At 58.7% G+C, this 15,925-nt stretch carries 15 protein-coding genes; all 15 read right to left on the bottom strand.

Features of this window, described 5'->3' with window-relative positions:
- Nucleotides 1–217: 217 nt before the first annotated feature.
- The 15 genes from ACFSKT_RS17220 to ACFSKT_RS17290 all read right to left on the bottom strand — a co-directional run bounded on the left by ACFSKT_RS17220 (nucleotide 218) and on the right by ACFSKT_RS17290 (nucleotide 15,840).
- A complete protein-coding gene (locus ACFSKT_RS17220; RefSeq protein WP_377719747.1) occupies nucleotides 218–994 on the bottom strand; it encodes an MBL fold metallo-hydrolase in 777 nt (258 codons plus the stop codon).
- Between the two features lie 26 nt (nucleotides 995–1,020).
- Nucleotides 1,021–1,689: a GNAT family N-acetyltransferase gene (locus tag ACFSKT_RS17225; protein WP_377719746.1), complete on the bottom strand. Its 669-nt coding sequence runs from the start codon at nucleotides 1,687–1,689 to the stop codon at nucleotides 1,021–1,023.
- A gap of 15 nt (nucleotides 1,690–1,704) precedes the next feature.
- Nucleotides 1,705–2,325, bottom strand: coding sequence for a GNAT family N-acetyltransferase (locus ACFSKT_RS17230; protein WP_377720615.1), 621 nt, complete (start codon nucleotides 2,323–2,325; stop codon nucleotides 1,705–1,707).
- Between the two features lie 55 nt (nucleotides 2,326–2,380).
- Complete coding sequence (locus ACFSKT_RS17235) at nucleotides 2,381–3,241, bottom strand: carbon-nitrogen hydrolase family protein (RefSeq protein WP_377719745.1); 861 nt, start codon at nucleotides 3,239–3,241, stop codon at nucleotides 2,381–2,383.
- Between the two features lie 61 nt (nucleotides 3,242–3,302).
- The gene (locus ACFSKT_RS17240) at nucleotides 3,303–4,658 is read right to left on the bottom strand and encodes a HAMP domain-containing sensor histidine kinase (RefSeq protein WP_377719744.1); all 1,356 of its coding nucleotides are present in this window, start codon (nucleotides 4,656–4,658) and stop codon (nucleotides 3,303–3,305) included.
- Nucleotides 4,655–5,353, bottom strand: a complete 699-nt coding sequence (locus ACFSKT_RS17245; RefSeq protein ID WP_377719743.1) for a response regulator transcription factor — start codon at nucleotides 5,351–5,353, stop codon at nucleotides 4,655–4,657. The genes ACFSKT_RS17240 and ACFSKT_RS17245 overlap by 4 nt, the downstream gene beginning before the upstream one ends.
- 218 nt (nucleotides 5,354–5,571) lie before the next feature.
- A complete protein-coding gene (locus ACFSKT_RS17250; protein WP_377719742.1) occupies nucleotides 5,572–7,224 on the bottom strand; it encodes a serine/threonine protein kinase in 1,653 nt (550 codons plus the stop codon).
- Nucleotides 7,225–7,313: 89 nt separating this feature from the next.
- Nucleotides 7,314–8,330: an SAM-dependent methyltransferase gene (locus tag ACFSKT_RS17255; RefSeq protein ID WP_377719741.1), complete on the bottom strand. Its 1,017-nt coding sequence runs from the start codon at nucleotides 8,328–8,330 to the stop codon at nucleotides 7,314–7,316.
- Nucleotides 8,327–9,112 (bottom strand): ABC transporter ATP-binding protein, encoded by a 786-nt coding sequence (locus tag ACFSKT_RS17260; protein ID WP_377720614.1) that lies wholly within the window; start codon nucleotides 9,110–9,112, stop codon nucleotides 8,327–8,329. Before ACFSKT_RS17260 ends, ACFSKT_RS17255 begins: the two co-directional genes overlap by 4 nt.
- A gap of 55 nt (nucleotides 9,113–9,167) precedes the next feature.
- Nucleotides 9,168–9,473 (bottom strand): cyclic-phosphate processing receiver domain-containing protein, encoded by a 306-nt coding sequence (locus ACFSKT_RS17265; protein ID WP_377719740.1) that lies wholly within the window; start codon nucleotides 9,471–9,473, stop codon nucleotides 9,168–9,170.
- Nucleotides 9,470–10,306 (bottom strand): deoxyribonuclease IV, encoded by an 837-nt coding sequence (locus ACFSKT_RS17270; protein ID WP_377719739.1) that lies wholly within the window; start codon nucleotides 10,304–10,306, stop codon nucleotides 9,470–9,472. The genes ACFSKT_RS17265 and ACFSKT_RS17270 overlap by 4 nt, the downstream gene beginning before the upstream one ends.
- A 6-nt stretch (nucleotides 10,307–10,312) precedes the next feature.
- A complete protein-coding gene (mutM, locus tag ACFSKT_RS17275) occupies nucleotides 10,313–11,128 on the bottom strand; it encodes a DNA-formamidopyrimidine glycosylase (RefSeq protein ID WP_377719738.1) in 816 nt (271 codons plus the stop codon).
- A gap of 95 nt (nucleotides 11,129–11,223) precedes the next feature.
- Nucleotides 11,224–12,039 carry a TIGR01457 family HAD-type hydrolase gene (locus ACFSKT_RS17280; protein ID WP_377719737.1) on the bottom strand — a complete coding sequence of 272 codons (816 nt, stop codon included), beginning with the start codon at nucleotides 12,037–12,039 and terminating at the stop codon, nucleotides 11,224–11,226.
- A gap of 87 nt (nucleotides 12,040–12,126) precedes the next feature.
- Entirely contained in the window at nucleotides 12,127–13,521 is a 1,395-nt protein-coding gene (locus tag ACFSKT_RS17285) for a ribonuclease H-like domain-containing protein (RefSeq protein WP_377719736.1), read from the bottom strand.
- A 63-nt stretch (nucleotides 13,522–13,584) separates the two neighbouring features.
- On the bottom strand, nucleotides 13,585–15,840 hold the full coding sequence (locus ACFSKT_RS17290; RefSeq protein ID WP_377719735.1) for a DEAD/DEAH box helicase: 2,256 nt from the start codon (nucleotides 15,838–15,840) through the stop codon (nucleotides 13,585–13,587).
- Nucleotides 15,841–15,925: the final 85 nt, after the last annotated feature.

Raw genomic sequence — 15,925 nt, forward strand, 5'->3', positions numbered from 1 at the left:
CGATGCAGGCGGAAATCATCATGTTCTTAACTCCTCAACTCGCCAGCGGATAACACAAATTGAACTTGTCTTGAAGGACAAGAATTCCATGTACGTTATTCCGCTGTCGAATATGAAATTACGAGTTAAGAACACCAGCAAACATCAAAATTTCCCCTTGCCATATAAGATAGCTTCATCATAACCGCAACAACGGCCGCGCGTCAAGCACCCACCTCTATACGGTTACTTGAAGCCCGCTGAAAGCAAAAGCGATATTCTCCGGAAGGGCGTATTGGCGGCGCAGGTCGATATCATGCGACATATGCGTGAACCACGTCCGTCTCGGCTTCAATTCCTCCAGCAGCTCCAGCGCTTCCTTCACATCGTATAGCGAACGCGTCTCTATCGGGTAAGGTTCCTCATAGAAACTCGTGCCAAGCACAAGCAGATCCAGTCCGAACAAGGGCTCTCGCTGTTCGGCGGTCAACGCGATTGAATCCGAGCAGTAAGCCCAAGTCCGACCGTCAGCCGCATGAGTAAACTTGAACGCGTACGAGTACCCGTTCTTGCCATGGTTGACCAGCCAGGAATCCACATGCCAATCGCCGAACGTTACCGTATCTTCGAGCGGTACAAAGCGGACATTGCGTTCGAGCCATGGATAACGGGTGAGAATGTCTTGGATGACATCCGCGCGCGCGTACGCTTCTCCGCGGCGCTCCAGCCACCGGCAGGCATCCGCCCATTCCGCGAGTCCCGCGATATGGTCAAAATGCGCGTGGGTAACTAAGATCCGGTCGATAAAACGACTGCCCGCCATCTCCATCTGCTCCCGCCAATCCGGTCCGCAGTCGATCAGCATCTCGCCGAACGAAGGATCCGCCAAATGCACAAGCGGCCTCCTTCTGCGGTTCACGCCGCCGCTGCGCGCTTCCTCGCACACGTCGCAGGAACAATAAACGCGAGGGACCCCCATGGAGTCCCCCGTGCCCCAAAAATTAATCGTCGTCATGTTTCTCCTCCAAGCTGCCTTACGTTTTAGAGCGGTCGCAGCGGAAGCTGTTCAACCTCGCCTAGCTTTGCCATCATCGCATGCCATTCATCCGGCTTCGCCGGCAGCGCGCTGTAATAGGTATTCAGAAACTGGCGGATGAGCGAAGCTGGCAATTCCGACCGTTCCTCATCAGTCGGCAAGAAGGATAGATCGAGCCCGCTAACCGCTTCGCCGTTCTCTTCCCACGAAGGATGAACATAAGGGAAATCAATCCGCTTATATCCGATATGAGAGAGCACTTCCCGGCGTACATAGGGGTTCATCGGCGAAAGTCCCGTGAATTTCTCTTCCACCTGCGAAGGATTGTAAATTTCGGCGAACATGCCGATCGGCTCGGTGCCGCTGGCCGCCGCCAGCCTCGCGATATCGCGCTCGCGTCCGCGAAGCAGGAATCGGCCGATGCCAAGCCCGGCTTTGCCGATGATCGTGAAATCGGTCATCGCCACGCGCATGTCCGGATAATAACGATACTCCGTCGCCCCGACGACTTCTCCTTCATGCACGGCCACATACACATGTATGCTCTCGTCTTGAAGGGGCCCCTCCCATTTGTCGAACGCGAGCACTTCTTCCGGCGGGAAAATGACTTTCATGAGATTATGCATGCTTGCGAAAAGCGGATCTTGAAGCGATTGAATGCGAATGTATTCCACGTTGCAGCCTCCTCGTTACGCTTGGTTGGTAAACGGATTGCGCCATTCCATAAGCGCGGCATAGTTCAGCGATTCTTCGTCCTCGAGATAGTGCGCCATGACGCCGACCGGCAGCCGCCCGCAGCGGAGCAGGAACGACAGGACCGGGTCGCGACGCTTGCCGGCGACGACATCCGATACGTATTGCTCCGGCGTGGCTTCATCCGCGGCAAGATGGTACCCCGGCATACGTCCGCCGCCCAGCAGCCGTCGAAGACGGAGATGCACGACGACTTCGTACATCGTCTGCATGAGCCACTTGCCTATTCCGTACTTGCGGAACGCTGGTATGACGCATACGTCCACCACGTATAGCGTATCGCCATGAGACGAATGATTGCGAATGTAACCGTCGTCCGTGATCGACGACCACGAATGACCGCCAGCCAGCTGCCGATCGTCCACGATCAGCCCCGTCATGGAACCGATCAACTGTCCGTCCGCCTCCGCGCACAGCGCCCCTTCCGGGAAACGCGTCACATGCTCATTCAACTGTTCCTCGTTCCACCACAATTCTGAAGGGAACGGCGGCGGGAAGCTTTGACGCTGGATGTCGATCATACCATCAAAGTCAAGCGGCCCGTAGTTCCGTATCATGACCTTCTTCGGGTTGCCGTCCGCAAACACGATTAGCTCCTTGCGCAAGTGAAGGTCACTCCCAGCCCGGGTACAGATCGGTCCGGCGGTCGCGCCATGTCGTCACCGAGCCGGCAGCGCGAACGTCCGCCAGCAGCGTGAGGTCCAGATCCGCGACGACCAGCATGTCGTCGTTAATTACGCCCTCAGCCAGTACGCCGGCCGGCGGGAACGGAATATCGTTCGGCGAGATGATCGCCGCCTGGCCGAAATTCGCGCGCATCAAGTCTACCTTGCGAAGCGAACCGACAGTCCCGGTCGTGACGATGTAGACCTGATTCTCGACCGCGCGCGCATGGCAGCAGTAACGAACACGATGAAATCCGTGGCGGTCATCCGTGCAGGACGGGCAGAAGATGACGTCCGCGCCTTTCGCACGCGCCATCCGGACGATCTCCGGAAATTCGATATCGTAGCAGGTCAGCATGGCGATCGTGCCGAACGGCGTATCGTATACGCGAAGGGCATCGCCTGGCGCCATGTCCCATCCTTCCACCTCGGTCGGCGTCAAGTGAAGCTTTGGCTGTACCTCCACGCGGCCGTCCGGATAAAACAGATGCGCGGCGTTCTGGCGCTTGTCCTCCGCCACTTCAATCACATGCGTGCCGCCGATTATGTGCATCCGGTACTCGGCCGCAAGTCCTTGGAATAGTTCGATATACTGCTCCGTGAACTCGGGCAGACGGTCGATCGTGAGCGCTTCGCCGGATTCGTCGCCGATGGAGAGCAGCTGGGTCGTCATAAATTCCGGGAACAGCACGAAATCCGCGCCGTATTCGGATGCGTTGCGGATGTAATGCTTCACCTGATGCGCAAATTGCTGAAAGCTCTCGATATCCTCAAGTTTGTATTGTACCGCGGCGACTCTGTATTTCATGGCCCTCGCTCCTCGTCCTCGAAAAATGATTCCCGAACCGCTGCCGAGTCCGGGTAATGGCTTATTTCTTATGCGGCAGCACGACGGTAATGGTCGTTCCTTTGTCCGGCTTGCTGAAGACGTCGATCTGCCCTTCATGCAGATCGACGATCCGCTTGGCAATCGACAGCCCTAAGCCTACGCCGCCGGTCGATCGGCTGCGGGCGCCGTCGACGCGGAAGAAACGTTCGAATAAGTGCGGCATATCGTGCTCCGGGATCCCGATCCCTTTGTCGGCGACGGATAGACGGACCGTTCCTTTCGTCACGCTGATAATGATATCGATCGGCTCTTTGCTGTACTTGATGGCGTTATCGAGCAGGATAACGAGCAGCTGACGGATCTTGTCCTTGTCCGCCATCATCTTGACGTCCGTCTTCGGCGTATGGACGCGGATCATCCGCTGGAAGGTCGCGTGCAGCATGTCCGCCGTTTCGTCGGCCAATTGGACAAGGTCGAACGACTCCAGCTTCAGCCAATCCTCCTGCTCGGCCTCGGCAAGCATCAGCATCGATTTGGTCAGATTCTGAAGCCGCTGCGATTCCTTGGCAATCGCTTCGACCGCTTCGTCCCGCACGTTCTGATCGTCTCGTCCCCACCGCTTCAGCATGTTGGCATAGCTGGAAATGACCGTAAGCGGCGTCTTGAGCTCGTGCGAGGCGTCGGCCACGAATTGCCGCTGCCTGGCGAACGTGCGGTCGAGCTTTTCGATCATTTGGTTGAAGGCCCGGGCCAGCTGCTCTAACTCGGCCGACTGCTCCTTGCTGCCCAGCTCGATTTTGCGCAGCTTGCCGCTTCGGTCGATCTCGCGCATCGTCTGCACCATATGCTGGATCGGCGAGGTCAGCCTCGAAGTGAACCAATACGTCCCGATGACGGCGAACAAGATCGCCCCTACGCTCGTGATGGTCAGCGCGATGACGAGCACCTTCAGGTAGCTGTCGAGCATGCTCAGCTTACGATGTAACTCCAGTACGCCGATCACCTGCTGCCCTTCGTATAACGGCACTTTCATGTAAATAACGCGCTTGCCGTCGATGTACAGCATCCCGGTATCGTACTTCGTGCTGAACGTCGTCTTGAGCGCGAGCAGCTCCTTGTCCGAGCCCTGAGCGTTCACGACCTTCCCGTCCGGCGTGATAATGCGGATCAACTCGTTGACATTGTAATAATCGCGGAGCAAATCCGTCGCCGTCAAACCGGAGTAATGGTCGATTCTGGGGTCCTCGAGCAGGATATTCACCTTGTTGGTCAACAGCTGCTCTTCGCTGCGTATCGTGATTTTGATGACGAACAAATAAACGAAAATATTAAATAAAATCAGAATGAAAATGAGCCAAAAAATCGTGAAAAACGTAAATCTGCGGCGAAGCGTCATGCGTCCGGCTCCTTCAGCATGTAACCGACCCCGCGCACGGTGTGGATGAGTTTATGGCGGTAGCCTTTGTCGATTTTCTGCCTCAAATAACGGATGTACACGTCGACAAGGTTCGTCTCGCCGATGAAATCGTAGCCCCACACTTCCGATAAAATATCCTCGCGCGACTTCTCCTCGTTCTTATGCTCCGCCAAAAACACGAGCAGCTCGAACTCGCGCGGCGTCAGCTCGATCGGCGTATCCTTGCGCATCACCTTGCGGGTGCGCAGCTCGATGGAGAGATCGGCCGTCTTGAGCACGTCCGGGCTCTCGGCCTCGCGCGGCTGCTGGCCGAAGATGCGCAGAAGGTTGCGCACCCGGGCAAGCAATTCCTCCATCGCGAACGGCTTCGTGATATAGTCGTTGGCGCCGTGCTCGAAGCCGCTTACCTTATCCGGGATCGTATCGCGCGCGGTCAGCAGAATAACCGGAATCGGGTTCCCCCCTTGGCGAAGCCTCCGCAGGACCTCGATCCCGTTCAATTCCGGCAGCATCACGTCGAGCAGGACAAGATCCCATTCACCGGACGACGCCTGTTCGAACCCCGTGCGTCCGTCGGCTGCCCGGCCGACGGTATATCCTTCATGCTCCAGCTCCAACTGCAAAATACGGGCAATGCCGTCCTCATCTTCGATGACCAATATACGTTCATTCATCTGGTTGTCCACCTACTTGTACTAGACTCGCCCACCTTTATCCTCTTCATGATAAAGAAGCGGGCGACTGTTTTCAAGGCTTGGACGATGAAGGACGATGAAGAAGCGTATGGCTTGCGTCTTCGCCTTCAATCGCCACACCAAGAAACTTGCCTAAATTAGGATGTCCCTCCGCTATATAGGAGAAATTTGGTTGCTGCGGTTGCAGCCATATTGTATCATAGCCCGCGCGGTTTGTGCGCGGCATCCGCCACGATCGTGCCGATTAACGGTTCATAGACTTTCTCGATAAGCGATAACAGGACCCGGTCGTCGGTCAGCCATTTGCCCTTCCACAACAGTTCAAGACGTTTCTCGGGCGGAATGTACGGAATCCACAATGCGGGGCGCACCGGAAAAAGCGATAGCCACTGCGCTCGCTCCCTAAAGCGAATATCCTTGTTCGCCGCCCATAACGTCATGCGCAAAGAGGATTGCCGTGCTAAGCGAAGCCGCTCGGCTGCGGCAAGATTAACCGCAGACCATTTGGCGGCGTCTGGATCGCCGACGAATAGCACTACATCCGCCTCCGTCAGGAGCTCCTCAGCTTCGGGTTCCGTCCATCCGGTGGACAGATCGATGACCGTGCAGTCGCCTGCCCTGCTGCTCTCCATCATACGAAACGCCCGGGCGCATGCTCCCTGTCCGTCTTCAGGCAGCGCACGCGGCAAGCGAGCATGCCACGTTACGCCCCCCTTCTCGAACCGGGCGTAGCCCGGCGCAAGCGGCGCTAGCACGCCCCGCGAAGGGGAGGCTCCTTCGGCATGCAGGAGCGCATGCCATTCCGGACCGGCGGCGGGATGCTCAAGTGCCGAACAGCTCAACCCGCGCTTGGCGATCAGCATCGCCAACGTTATAGCAACGCTAGTCGCGCCCGCTCCCGCGCTGATCGAGGCGATGACGATACGCCTGCCGCTCGCAGGCTCCGGAACTCGAAGCCCCGCGGCCTGCTGCTGATCCAGCTTCGTCGTTCCTATTCCTGACCAGTCGGCTTGTCTCGCGATTAAAGCCGGCCGCGACTCTCCGCGCACCTGCCGCAGCGCGTCGCACGCCGACTTCATATTCGGATAGCGGTCGGAAGGTCGTTCCGCCAACATACGCGCCAAGACCGCTTCAAGTTCTCTTCGACTCGCATCCTCACAAGAAAACCTGCTTGGTAACGCGGCGCCCCCGACTATGGGTGCTACACCGCCGTTCAGCAAGTAATAGAGCAGCGCGCCGAGCCCGTATACGTCGGTTCGGGCATCGCTTTGCCCGCCCCCTTCCTGCTCCGGCGCCGCGAAACCCGGGGTGCCGAGCAGACGCGTATCCCGCTCCGTCCCCGGCTTGTAGCACCGGGCGATGCCAAAGTCGATTAGCTTCACCATTCCGTCGTGCTGCACCATTACATTGGTCGGTTTCAAATCGCGGTGGATGACCGGCGGATGCTGCGCATGCAAATAATCGAGGGTGTCGGCAAGCTGAATTCCGATGCGAAGCACCTCGTCAACGAGGAGCGGCCGTTCTCGACGGCGTTCCGTGAACTCTTTCAAATGAATTCCTTCGATATAGGACATGACGAACATCTCGATCCCATGGTAATCCCGCGGAATGTAATCGACGATCGCCGGCAGTCGCGGATGGTTCAGCCGCATGAGAAGGGCTGCTTCTTCAGCCAGATTCTCCATCCCCGCCGCGTGCGGCCGATGGGCCTTGATCGCTCTCAGCATGCCGCCTAGCCGCGTATCCTCCGCCGCATAGACCGCTCCCATCCCTCCCGTGCCGATCAGCCCGAGCAATCGGTAACGGCCGGCAATGAGCATGCCGGTCTCCAATCCGTTTCGTTCCTCCATCCGACACTTCCTCCTTAGACATGAAAAAAGCACCCCGAACGTAGAACGCGCCTGCGTTCTGCCATTCGGGATGCTTTCCCGGATCTATTCTATTTCTTGACGAGGTACAGCGTAATTTCCTCGCGGTTATGGAACAACTGCTTCGCTTTGCGGAGCTTAAAGCCGGTCCCGAAGCGGGAGATGACGTCTTTGATCGTCTGGAGCGGCTTTTTGTGCATAAGTTTGATCGTGACGATCGCGGTCGCCCCTTCCGCAAGCGCGTCCGATAGATCCAGCACGAGGCGTACCATCTGCATCGGACTCCAGCTCATGTCGCATACGAGCAAATCGAACGTGCCGGGCTCGAATTTTACCTCGGAAGCGTTCTTCCGGTAATTGGTCAGCCGCGGATACTGAAATAGCGACGGGTGCAGCTCTGCCGGGTCGACCGCGGTCACCTTCAGGCCGCGCTCCAGCAGCAAATGCGTCCAACCACCGGGCGCCGCGCCGATATCCAAGCCTTCCCGGAATTGCTCCAATCTCAGGCCGAATGCCCGCTCCGCTTCCAGCAGCTTGAATTTCGCCCGCGATATTTGCCCTTCTTCCCGTTGGAAACGAACCGCGCCGCCCGGCCAATCGGACAGCATCTCTTCCGGGGTCGCGATCCCGACGTAGAGCTGCTCGTCGCCTGCGAATAAAGACAGGATGACGTCCGGCGATTGAACGACCGGATCAGCCCCGAGTTCTTCCAATACGGCGTCCAGCACCGCTTTCGTATCCGACGTCGAATACGGGAACGGACTTTTCTCCGCGCGGCGCACATGAACGGCTACCGCTCTTCCTTCCAGCCGCAGACGCGCGCCGCGCGCGATCTCCGCCAGCTCCTGCAAGTCATCCGCCGAGCCTTGAAGCGGCAGCACCCGTTCGACGGGCTGAATATGGCGCAGAAAAATCGGTTCCTGCTCGCGAATGCGCTGCAGCAGTTCTTCGCGCTCTAGCGGCAGTTCAATCTTAAATACTTCTCCGTGCGTCAGCTGGGAGATTCTCATCTCCGCGAACATCCGCCGAAGCTCCTCCATCGCGTACGTGGCAAACCCGCGGTTCGCCGTGCAAATCCATTGCGTCAACCTTGTTCTCCTCCTGATGCCGTTGCTCGAATCCACGGTCTTCCGTGCGACCACTCGACGGCTACCGGCCAATCGTAGGCCCGGCTTAAAATTTCATCCGTCAAGACGTCCCGCTTCGGTCCAGCCGCGGCGATCACGCCCTCCCGCACGATGGCCACGTGCGTAAACAGCGGTATGATTTCTTCCAAATGATGCGTGACATAGATAACGGCGATGTTGCGTTCGCTTAACCGGCCAAGATCCGCCAGCAGCTTCTCCCGCTCGTACAAATCCAGTCCGGCGCACGGCTCGTCCATGATGAGGATGCGCGGATCGCTCATCAAGGCGCGGGCGAGCAGCACCTTCTTCCGCTCGCCTTGCGACAGCGTGCCGAGCGGCTGCTCGGCCGTATGGCCAAGCCCTACTTCGTTCAGCAGCGCAAGCGCCTTCTCCCGCACCGCCGGATCGATCTCCTGGTAAAACCGCAAAAACGCGTATTCGCCCGTCGCGACCACTTCCCAGACCGGATCGCGCAGCGTTAATTTCTCAACCATCGATTGGCTGATATAGCCGATCTGCTTGCGCACCTCGCGCACGTCGCATTCGCCGTACCGATTGCCAAGCAGATCCACCGTGCCGGAAGTCGGGAACATATAGCCGGTCATCATCTCGAGCAGCGTTGTCTTGCCCGAGCCGTTGCGTCCGAGAATGACCCAGTGCTCCCCTTCCGAGATCGACAGGTCTACGCCGCCGAGAATCGTGCGCGCTTCCCGCTTCAACACCAAATCCTTCAGCTGAATCAGCATCTTATCCCGCCTTCCCCGTTACTCCCATGAAACGAACGAATCGTCGCCGGCCTCAGTCCGCCATCGGCCCGTTGTGCAGACGCACATGCTCCGGCGCGTGCCGAAGGAGCAGTTGATACATTTGCATTTTGCCGGACGACGAGGACGTATGCAAATACACGTCCTGCGGATAAATCCCTCGCTCGACCATGGCCTGCACCACGTGCAGGCCCGTCGGCTGCCCCCAGCCAAGATCGAAGTCGAGCGAAAGGATGCCGATCTGCTCGCTTTCCAGCAGCAGTATGCACTCCTCCGCATTCTTCGCCAGCACGAAGCCGGCCGGACATGGACGGAAGTCGTCCAAATAAACGTTGATCATGCTCTATCTCCCCAGCGCTGGATGAGCGCTAATTGATCGCGATGCGTACCATCCTTCCCGGACGGCGTCTCCATGACGAACGGCTTGTCGGCCGCGAGCGGATGCTGCAGCAGCCAAGTCAGCCCCTTTTCGCCGATATAACCTTCTCCGATCACGGCATGGCGATCCCGCTTGGAACCGCTTGGATAGACCGAGTCGTTCAGATGAAAAGCTTCCGTATGGGCCAACACGCCGAGCTTCTCCGCCTTGGTCAACCATTCCGCTTCGGCTTCCCCGCGCCAAACGCCGGCCGCGAACAGATGGCATGTATCCAGGCAAAAGCCGATCTTATGCGAGTCGCGGCAGAGCGAACGAATTTGAGCCAACTCCTCGATCGTCATCCCCATATCCGTACCTTCGCCGGCTTGATTCTCGATGAGCAGCTTGGCGGCGCCGTTCCATTGCGAAGCGACCGCGCTTAACGTGATCACCGCATTGCGGTAGCCCTCGAGCGGATCCGGTCCCTTATAGACGCCGAAATGAACGACGACGCCGATCGAACCGCACGCCTCCGCGATCGCCAAATCGTTCAGCAGCGACATCGCCGTCCGTTCGCGCTGCCCCGCATCCTCCGATGCGATATTCGTCGGATAAGGCGAATGCGCGATCGACACGAGTCCATGCTCGCGGCTGATTTCCGCGCACTTCGCCGCATCCGCCGCGTCGAAGGCTTTCACCGCGAGGCTCCGCGGGTTTTTCGGAAAATATTGAAATGCGTTCGCGCCGATTTGCATCGCGCGCTTGGCCGCCATTTTGTAGCCGCCCTGGGTTGAAACGTGGCAGCCGGCTAGCATGGCCGGTTACCTCGCCTGCTGACAGTTCGGGCAGTAGAACATTTTGCGCGAACTAATCTCGGCCTGTACGATCGTCCCGCCGCAGCGCCGGCAAGGTTCCCCGCTCCGGTCATAGACGAGACAGTGCTCGTTGTAGCCGCCGGTCAGCGTATCGTCCGTCGTCAGCGGAAGCTCCATGTAGCCGCCCTTGTTCAAGGCGTCATGCAGCACGGTGCGCATCGCGCTATATAATCGTTCCCATGACTCCGGCGCAAGCTCCGGAATTCGGGCGTCCGGCCGAATCCCCGCCTCGAAAGCCATTTCGTCAGCGTAGCAATTGCCAATGCCCGACAGGACATGCTGATCGACCAGTGCGGTCTTAATCGCGCCGCGCTTGCCTTTGAACCGTTCCTTGAACCGCTCCAAGGTCAGCCGTTGGTCGAACGGATCCGGTCCCAGTTCCTTCAGCTGGGCTTCGGTTTCCTTCTGCGTGAGCAGATGTAGGTAGCCCAGACGCAGCCCGATGAAGCGGAGCGTGCCGCGTTGGAAGCGGAGCGCCACCTGCACGGAGCGTTCCGGCGCTTCTTCGTCGGTGCCGAAATGCATCACCCCACCCAGCATGAGATGCAGAAGCAGTCGTTTTCCGTTGTCGAGGTGGAAGATGAGCATTTTGCCTTTGCGTTCGATAAACCAGACCGTTCTTCCGGTCAGCTCGGCTTCGAAAAGGGCAGGCTCCACATTAATCGATTTGGCGCGCGTTACGTCCACGCCAGTAATCGTCTGTCCGGCGATCAGCCCGGATAGACGTATGCGGTAATTTTCCATTTCCGGCCATTCCGGCATCGTTCTCTTCCTTCCTGCCCTGCGGTGCAGTCGTTATGTTTATTACGTCTATTGTAAACGAGTCGAAGCCTCAATTCCAACTAAAGACCCCGTCTTTACGAATCGGCTACGGCTAAAGCCTCAATCCGCTCCCTCAGCTGGCGCAAATCCGGAATGATCTCGTCCGGTCGGCAGCCTGCATGCTCCAGCAGCACCTCGCAATTATCCGCGTTCGTGAAGCCGGTGAGCACGAGCAAGGAAGGGCAGCCGGCCGCATGGCCAGCCGCGATGTCCGTAAACGGATTGTCACCGATGACCCATGCATGGGCGGCCGAAACATTCAGCCTGGCGAGCGCCGCGTCCATCAAGATCGCAGAAGGCTTGCCGATGACGGTCGGCTGTTGACCGCCGGCACGCTCGAGCAGCGCGGCGATCGAGCCGGCGCCAGGCACGAAACCGCCGTCTGACGGCAGCAGCACATCCGGGTTGGTCAGCACGTACGGAGCGCCTTCACGAATGAAGCGGACGGCGTCGGCTAGTCTGGCATAGGTCGCGCCGCGATCGAGCCCTTGCACCACATAGTCCGGACGCTCTTCCACCAGCTCCAATCCCGCTTCCCGAAGCGCTTCTAGCAGACCGGACTCTCCGACCGCGAACACGCGGGCACCGGGCTTCAGGTCCGCTACGTATGCTGCCGCTGCCTGCGCGGACGTGCATACGTCGGAGGGCACGGCCGGAATGCCCATGCCCTGCAGCCGCTCCGCGACCGTCTCCGGCGATGCGGTCGAATTGTTCGTCACGAACAAGTATGGAAGGTTGCGTTCGCGTAAAAACAGAATCAGCTCGTCCGCGCCTTCGATCATCGTATTGCCATGGTATAGAGTGCCGTCCAAATCGATTAAGAGACCTTGCATCGGTGCCGGTATTGCCACTCACGTTTCCCCCTCTTATGTAAGAAACAGCCGGTTGCCCGGCTGCCTGATCGCGAATCGGTACTATCGCTGCCTGCGGGAGGCCGCCTATCCGGACCGCTTCGCCAGCTTTGCCCGCAGTCTGTCGATCCGTTTGCGGATCGCTTCGATCTCGGCCCTGCTCTTCGCATCCAAGCGCTGCCCTTCGTACCGTGCATGGGCCAGTTCAAGCGCGGCCTCGGTAAATTGCAGCGCCAGCCCCGGCTGCTTCGAACGGTGCTCATGATACATTGCCAGCTCGATATGGGCCTCCCATGACGGATGGGCATGCTCGGTCATTAGAGCGGCAACCTGTTGCCACAATAACACAGCCCGTTCCCAATTGCCATACTTCTTATCCCGCTCCGCGAGCTGCAGCATCAGCCGCGGCTCCGCCTTCCCGCCAGCTTCGAACTTGGCGTACAACGCGGCCGCTTCCTCGGTCTGCCCCATCCGTTCCAGCCACAGACCCGTGCGCAGCTGCTCCTCTGCGCCTTCGGGGTAGGCCAGCCTGCCTCCCATCGCCCCGCCGAGCAAATGTCCGAATCGGATAACGAGCGCCATCAACGACACCATGTCGATCTCGTTGTGACGGAACACGCCGAGCAGCGGCTGCGGATTCCCGTCGGCCAGGAATTGAAAATAGATGGCAGGCGCGAGCGAGCCCGGCACGTCGTCCTCGCGCTCGATGCCCAGCCGCTCTTCTTCCACGCGACTCAGCTTGCAGGAGGCAAGCGTATTGCGCCAGATGCTCCGGGACGGATGCAGCAGATCGATGTGATTCGGCTCCCAGCGAAAATCGCGCAAGCCGTTGAGCACGAACCGCCCCGCGAGCACCGGCCAATCGAACGTCCGTCCGTTATACGTCACCAGATGCGAGTACGCCGGCAGCTTCTCGCTCAAATAACGCAGCATGGCCCGCTCTTCCGCCGGATGGCGAATGAGCATCTGCTGGACGACATAGGCGTCCTCCTCGATAAATCCGAGCCCGACCATGAACGGCACGTTGCCGGTACCGACGCCGAGCCCCGTCGTCTCCAGGTCGAGGAAGAGCATCCGTTCCGGTACGATCGCCATCGGGAATAGTCCCGGATCGACTTTGGTCGCGCCCATGCTCTTCGCTTCGCTGAGCAGCTGGAATTGAGCAAGCCCTTGCAGCACGTCGGCAATTTCGTTAAGACGGTGCTCCCCGTGGCGGTAGTCCAGCGGATATCGCGTTTCCCTAAGCAGAAAGCCGCCAAGCGGCGTATGGTGGATGCGCACGTTCAGGCCGTCCCAGGCTGAAGATAGACGTTCTACGTCCGCTTCGTTCGCGCGCTCCGGCGCAGCTTCCGCTTCGGCTGATTGATGCGAGGCGGAAGATTTCTCCCCGCTAATCGGCAGAACATCTGCCGGCCCGGCCGTATCCGCGGCTGGCGCGGCGCTTCCGCGAAGACGCATCATTTTCTCCCGCAGACTGCTCATCGAACCTCCTCCTTTCTTCTGCAAATGAAGCCGATTCACTAACGCCCTCTCGCTTCCTCCCGCTTAAAGGAAGGAGAGGATATCCATGCTCCGCCGTTTGCCGTCGATGCCGATGATTTCGGTGCCGATGCAGGAAGGACATCCGTCCTTGCACGGACAGCGGCGGATCAGGTTCTTCGCAGCGTCTTTGATTTCGTCGAATCGCTTGAACACGCTATCGGCGAGCCCGATGCCGCCCGGATAGTGGTCGTAGACGAAGATGGTCGGCTTGCCCGAATGAACGGCCTTGATCTGCGAGACGACGTGAATGTCGTTGCGGTCGCACATGACCATGACTGGAATAATGTGGCGCAGCACGTTGGCGATGCCGAGCAGCACCTGCTCCAGCCGGTCGCCCCGCACCTCGGGATCGAGCTGGTCCTCGTTCAGCTCCACCCAACTGGAGCTGGTATGCAGCTCCTCTTCAGGCAGATTGATCGGCCCGCTGCCGATATTCTCGAACGTGGACAGCTTGATCTTCTTGAAGATCGTCGGGATCGCGTTGACGGTCACGTCGCCGAAATGAATCGTTCCCGTCCGGCGTATGTTCGTCTTGTCGATCTCCAGCACCTTCAGCTGAACCGCCAAGTTGGCGTCCGTATAATACTCGACGTCCACTTCGCGGACATACGCTTTCTTGTGGTCCCAATCCAGCTTCTCGACCTGATATTGGACGCCTTCGTGCAAATAGATCGCTTCGTCGTGCAGCAGCGTCATGGCGCTGAATCGGTCCATCTCGCCGATGATCTTGACGTCCGCGACGTTCGACTGGTCGATGATGACCACGTTCTCCTGCGACGCCGAACGGAGCGAGATGCTGCTGGCCGGGAATGATTGATTCGCCCAATAGAAGGTGTCGTCCCGCTTGGTCAGCACCCGCTCCTCGACCAAATATTCCATAATGTCCGTCACGTCGAGCGGTCCGAATTCTTCGTCTCCCTTGAACGGCAGCTCGTAGGCCGCGCAGCGAAGATGGTCGACCAAGATAATCAGATTCTCGGGGTTAATGCGCGCGGCTTCCGGCGTCCGATCAAAAAAATACTCCGGGTTCTGGACGATGTACTGGTCGATCGGCGTGGAGCTGGCGACCATCAGAATCAACGCCTCCCCATGACGTCTTCCGGCCCGGCCCGCCTGCTGCCAGGTGCTGGCGATACTGCCCGGATAGCCGCTCATGACGCAGACTTGAAGCTGGCCGATATCGACGCCGAGCTCCAGCGCGTTCGTGCTCACGACGCCGAGAATCTCCCCGTCCCGCAAGCCGCGTTCGATCTCCCGCCGCTGCTTCGGCAAGTAGCCGCCTCGATAGCCGCGTATTGACTTCGTGCCGAGCTCGTTCTTCACCAGCTCCTGAATATGGCTCAAAATAATTTCGACGCGCACCCGGCTGCGGGCAAAAATGATCGTCTGGATTTTGTTGCGCAGAAACTTCTTGGCCAGGCTGTTCACCTCGGCGGTCGCGCTCTTGCGCACGTTCAGCTGCGGATTGACGATCGGCGGGTTGTAGAAGACAAAATGCTTCCGTCCGCGCGGGGCGCCGTTGTCGTCGATGAGCCGCATCGGCTTGCCGGTCAGCTGCTCCGCCAATTCCTTCGGGTTCGCAATCGTGGCGGACGTGCAGATGAAGATCGGATCGCTGCCGTAGAACTTGCAAATGCGGCGCAGCCGGCGGATGACGTTGGCCACATGGCTGCCGAACACGCCGCGGTACGTATGCAGCTCGTCCACGACGATATATTTTAAGTTCTCGAAGAGGCTGACCCACTTCGTATGATGCGGCAAAATGGCGGAATGGAGCATATCCGGATTCGTGATGACGATATGGCCGGCCTTGCGCACGATTTGGCGGATCGCCGGCGACGTATCGCCGTCGTACGTATAGCTCTTGATGTCGATGCCCATCTCCGTGATAATCTCGTTCAGCTCGCTCTTCTGATCCTGGGCAAGCGCCTTCGTCGGGAATAAGTAGAGCGCGCGGCTCGTATCGTCGGCCGCGATGGCCGACAGGACGGGCAAATTGTAGCAAAGCGTCTTTCCGGAAGCGGTTGGCGTGACGGCTACGATATTCTCGCCGCGAGCCACCGTTTCGTAAGCGGTATGTTGGTGCGAGTATAGCTCGCGAATGCCGCGTTTGGCGAGCGCCGCCGCGATGCGCGGGTCAACGCCGGCAGGCATCGGTTTCGTCCGTGCCTCCTGCGGCTCCATTTCGTGCCAGTTGATTATATTTTCATGTCCGCGAAGCTCTTGAATGAGTTCCGGTAACGTTTGTTTACGGAGCATATTGGTTTCACCTCGGTCTACCTACCAGTTTAGCGAATATTTGTTCGTTTTGCTAGAGCCGCCGCCTGTAAAAACAATCCTTCGC

Origin of the sequence: Paenibacillus xanthanilyticus (assembly GCF_042682185.1) — a bacterium.
GTDB classification, from domain to species: domain Bacteria; phylum Bacillota; class Bacilli; order Paenibacillales; family Paenibacillaceae; genus Paenibacillus_Z; species Paenibacillus_Z xanthanilyticus.

Coding starts and splice junctions, on each gene's coding strand:
- ACFSKT_RS17220 (WP_377719747.1), bottom strand. CDS start 994: ATGACGACGATTAATTTTTGGGGCACGGGGGACTCCATGGGGGTCCCT.
- ACFSKT_RS17230 (WP_377720615.1), bottom strand. CDS start 2,325: ATGATACGGAACTACGGGCCGCTTGACTTTGATGGTATGATCGACATC.
- ACFSKT_RS17235 (WP_377719745.1), bottom strand. CDS start 3,241: ATGAAATACAGAGTCGCCGCGGTACAATACAAACTTGAGGATATCGAG.
- ACFSKT_RS17240 (WP_377719744.1), bottom strand. CDS start 4,658: ATGACGCTTCGCCGCAGATTTACGTTTTTCACGATTTTTTGGCTCATT.
- ACFSKT_RS17245 (WP_377719743.1), bottom strand. CDS start 5,353: ATGAATGAACGTATATTGGTCATCGAAGATGAGGACGGCATTGCCCGT.
- ACFSKT_RS17250 (WP_377719742.1), bottom strand. CDS start 7,224: ATGGAGGAACGAAACGGATTGGAGACCGGCATGCTCATTGCCGGCCGT.
- ACFSKT_RS17265 (WP_377719740.1), bottom strand. CDS start 9,473: ATGATCAACGTTTATTTGGACGACTTCCGTCCATGTCCGGCCGGCTTC.
- ACFSKT_RS17270 (WP_377719739.1), bottom strand. CDS start 10,306: ATGCTAGCCGGCTGCCACGTTTCAACCCAGGGCGGCTACAAAATGGCG.
- mutM (WP_377719738.1), bottom strand. CDS start 11,128: ATGCCGGAATGGCCGGAAATGGAAAATTACCGCATACGTCTATCCGGG.
- ACFSKT_RS17285 (WP_377719736.1), bottom strand. CDS start 13,521: ATGAGCAGTCTGCGGGAGAAAATGATGCGTCTTCGCGGAAGCGCCGCG.
- ACFSKT_RS17290 (WP_377719735.1), bottom strand. CDS start 15,840: ATGCTCCGTAAACAAACGTTACCGGAACTCATTCAAGAGCTTCGCGGA.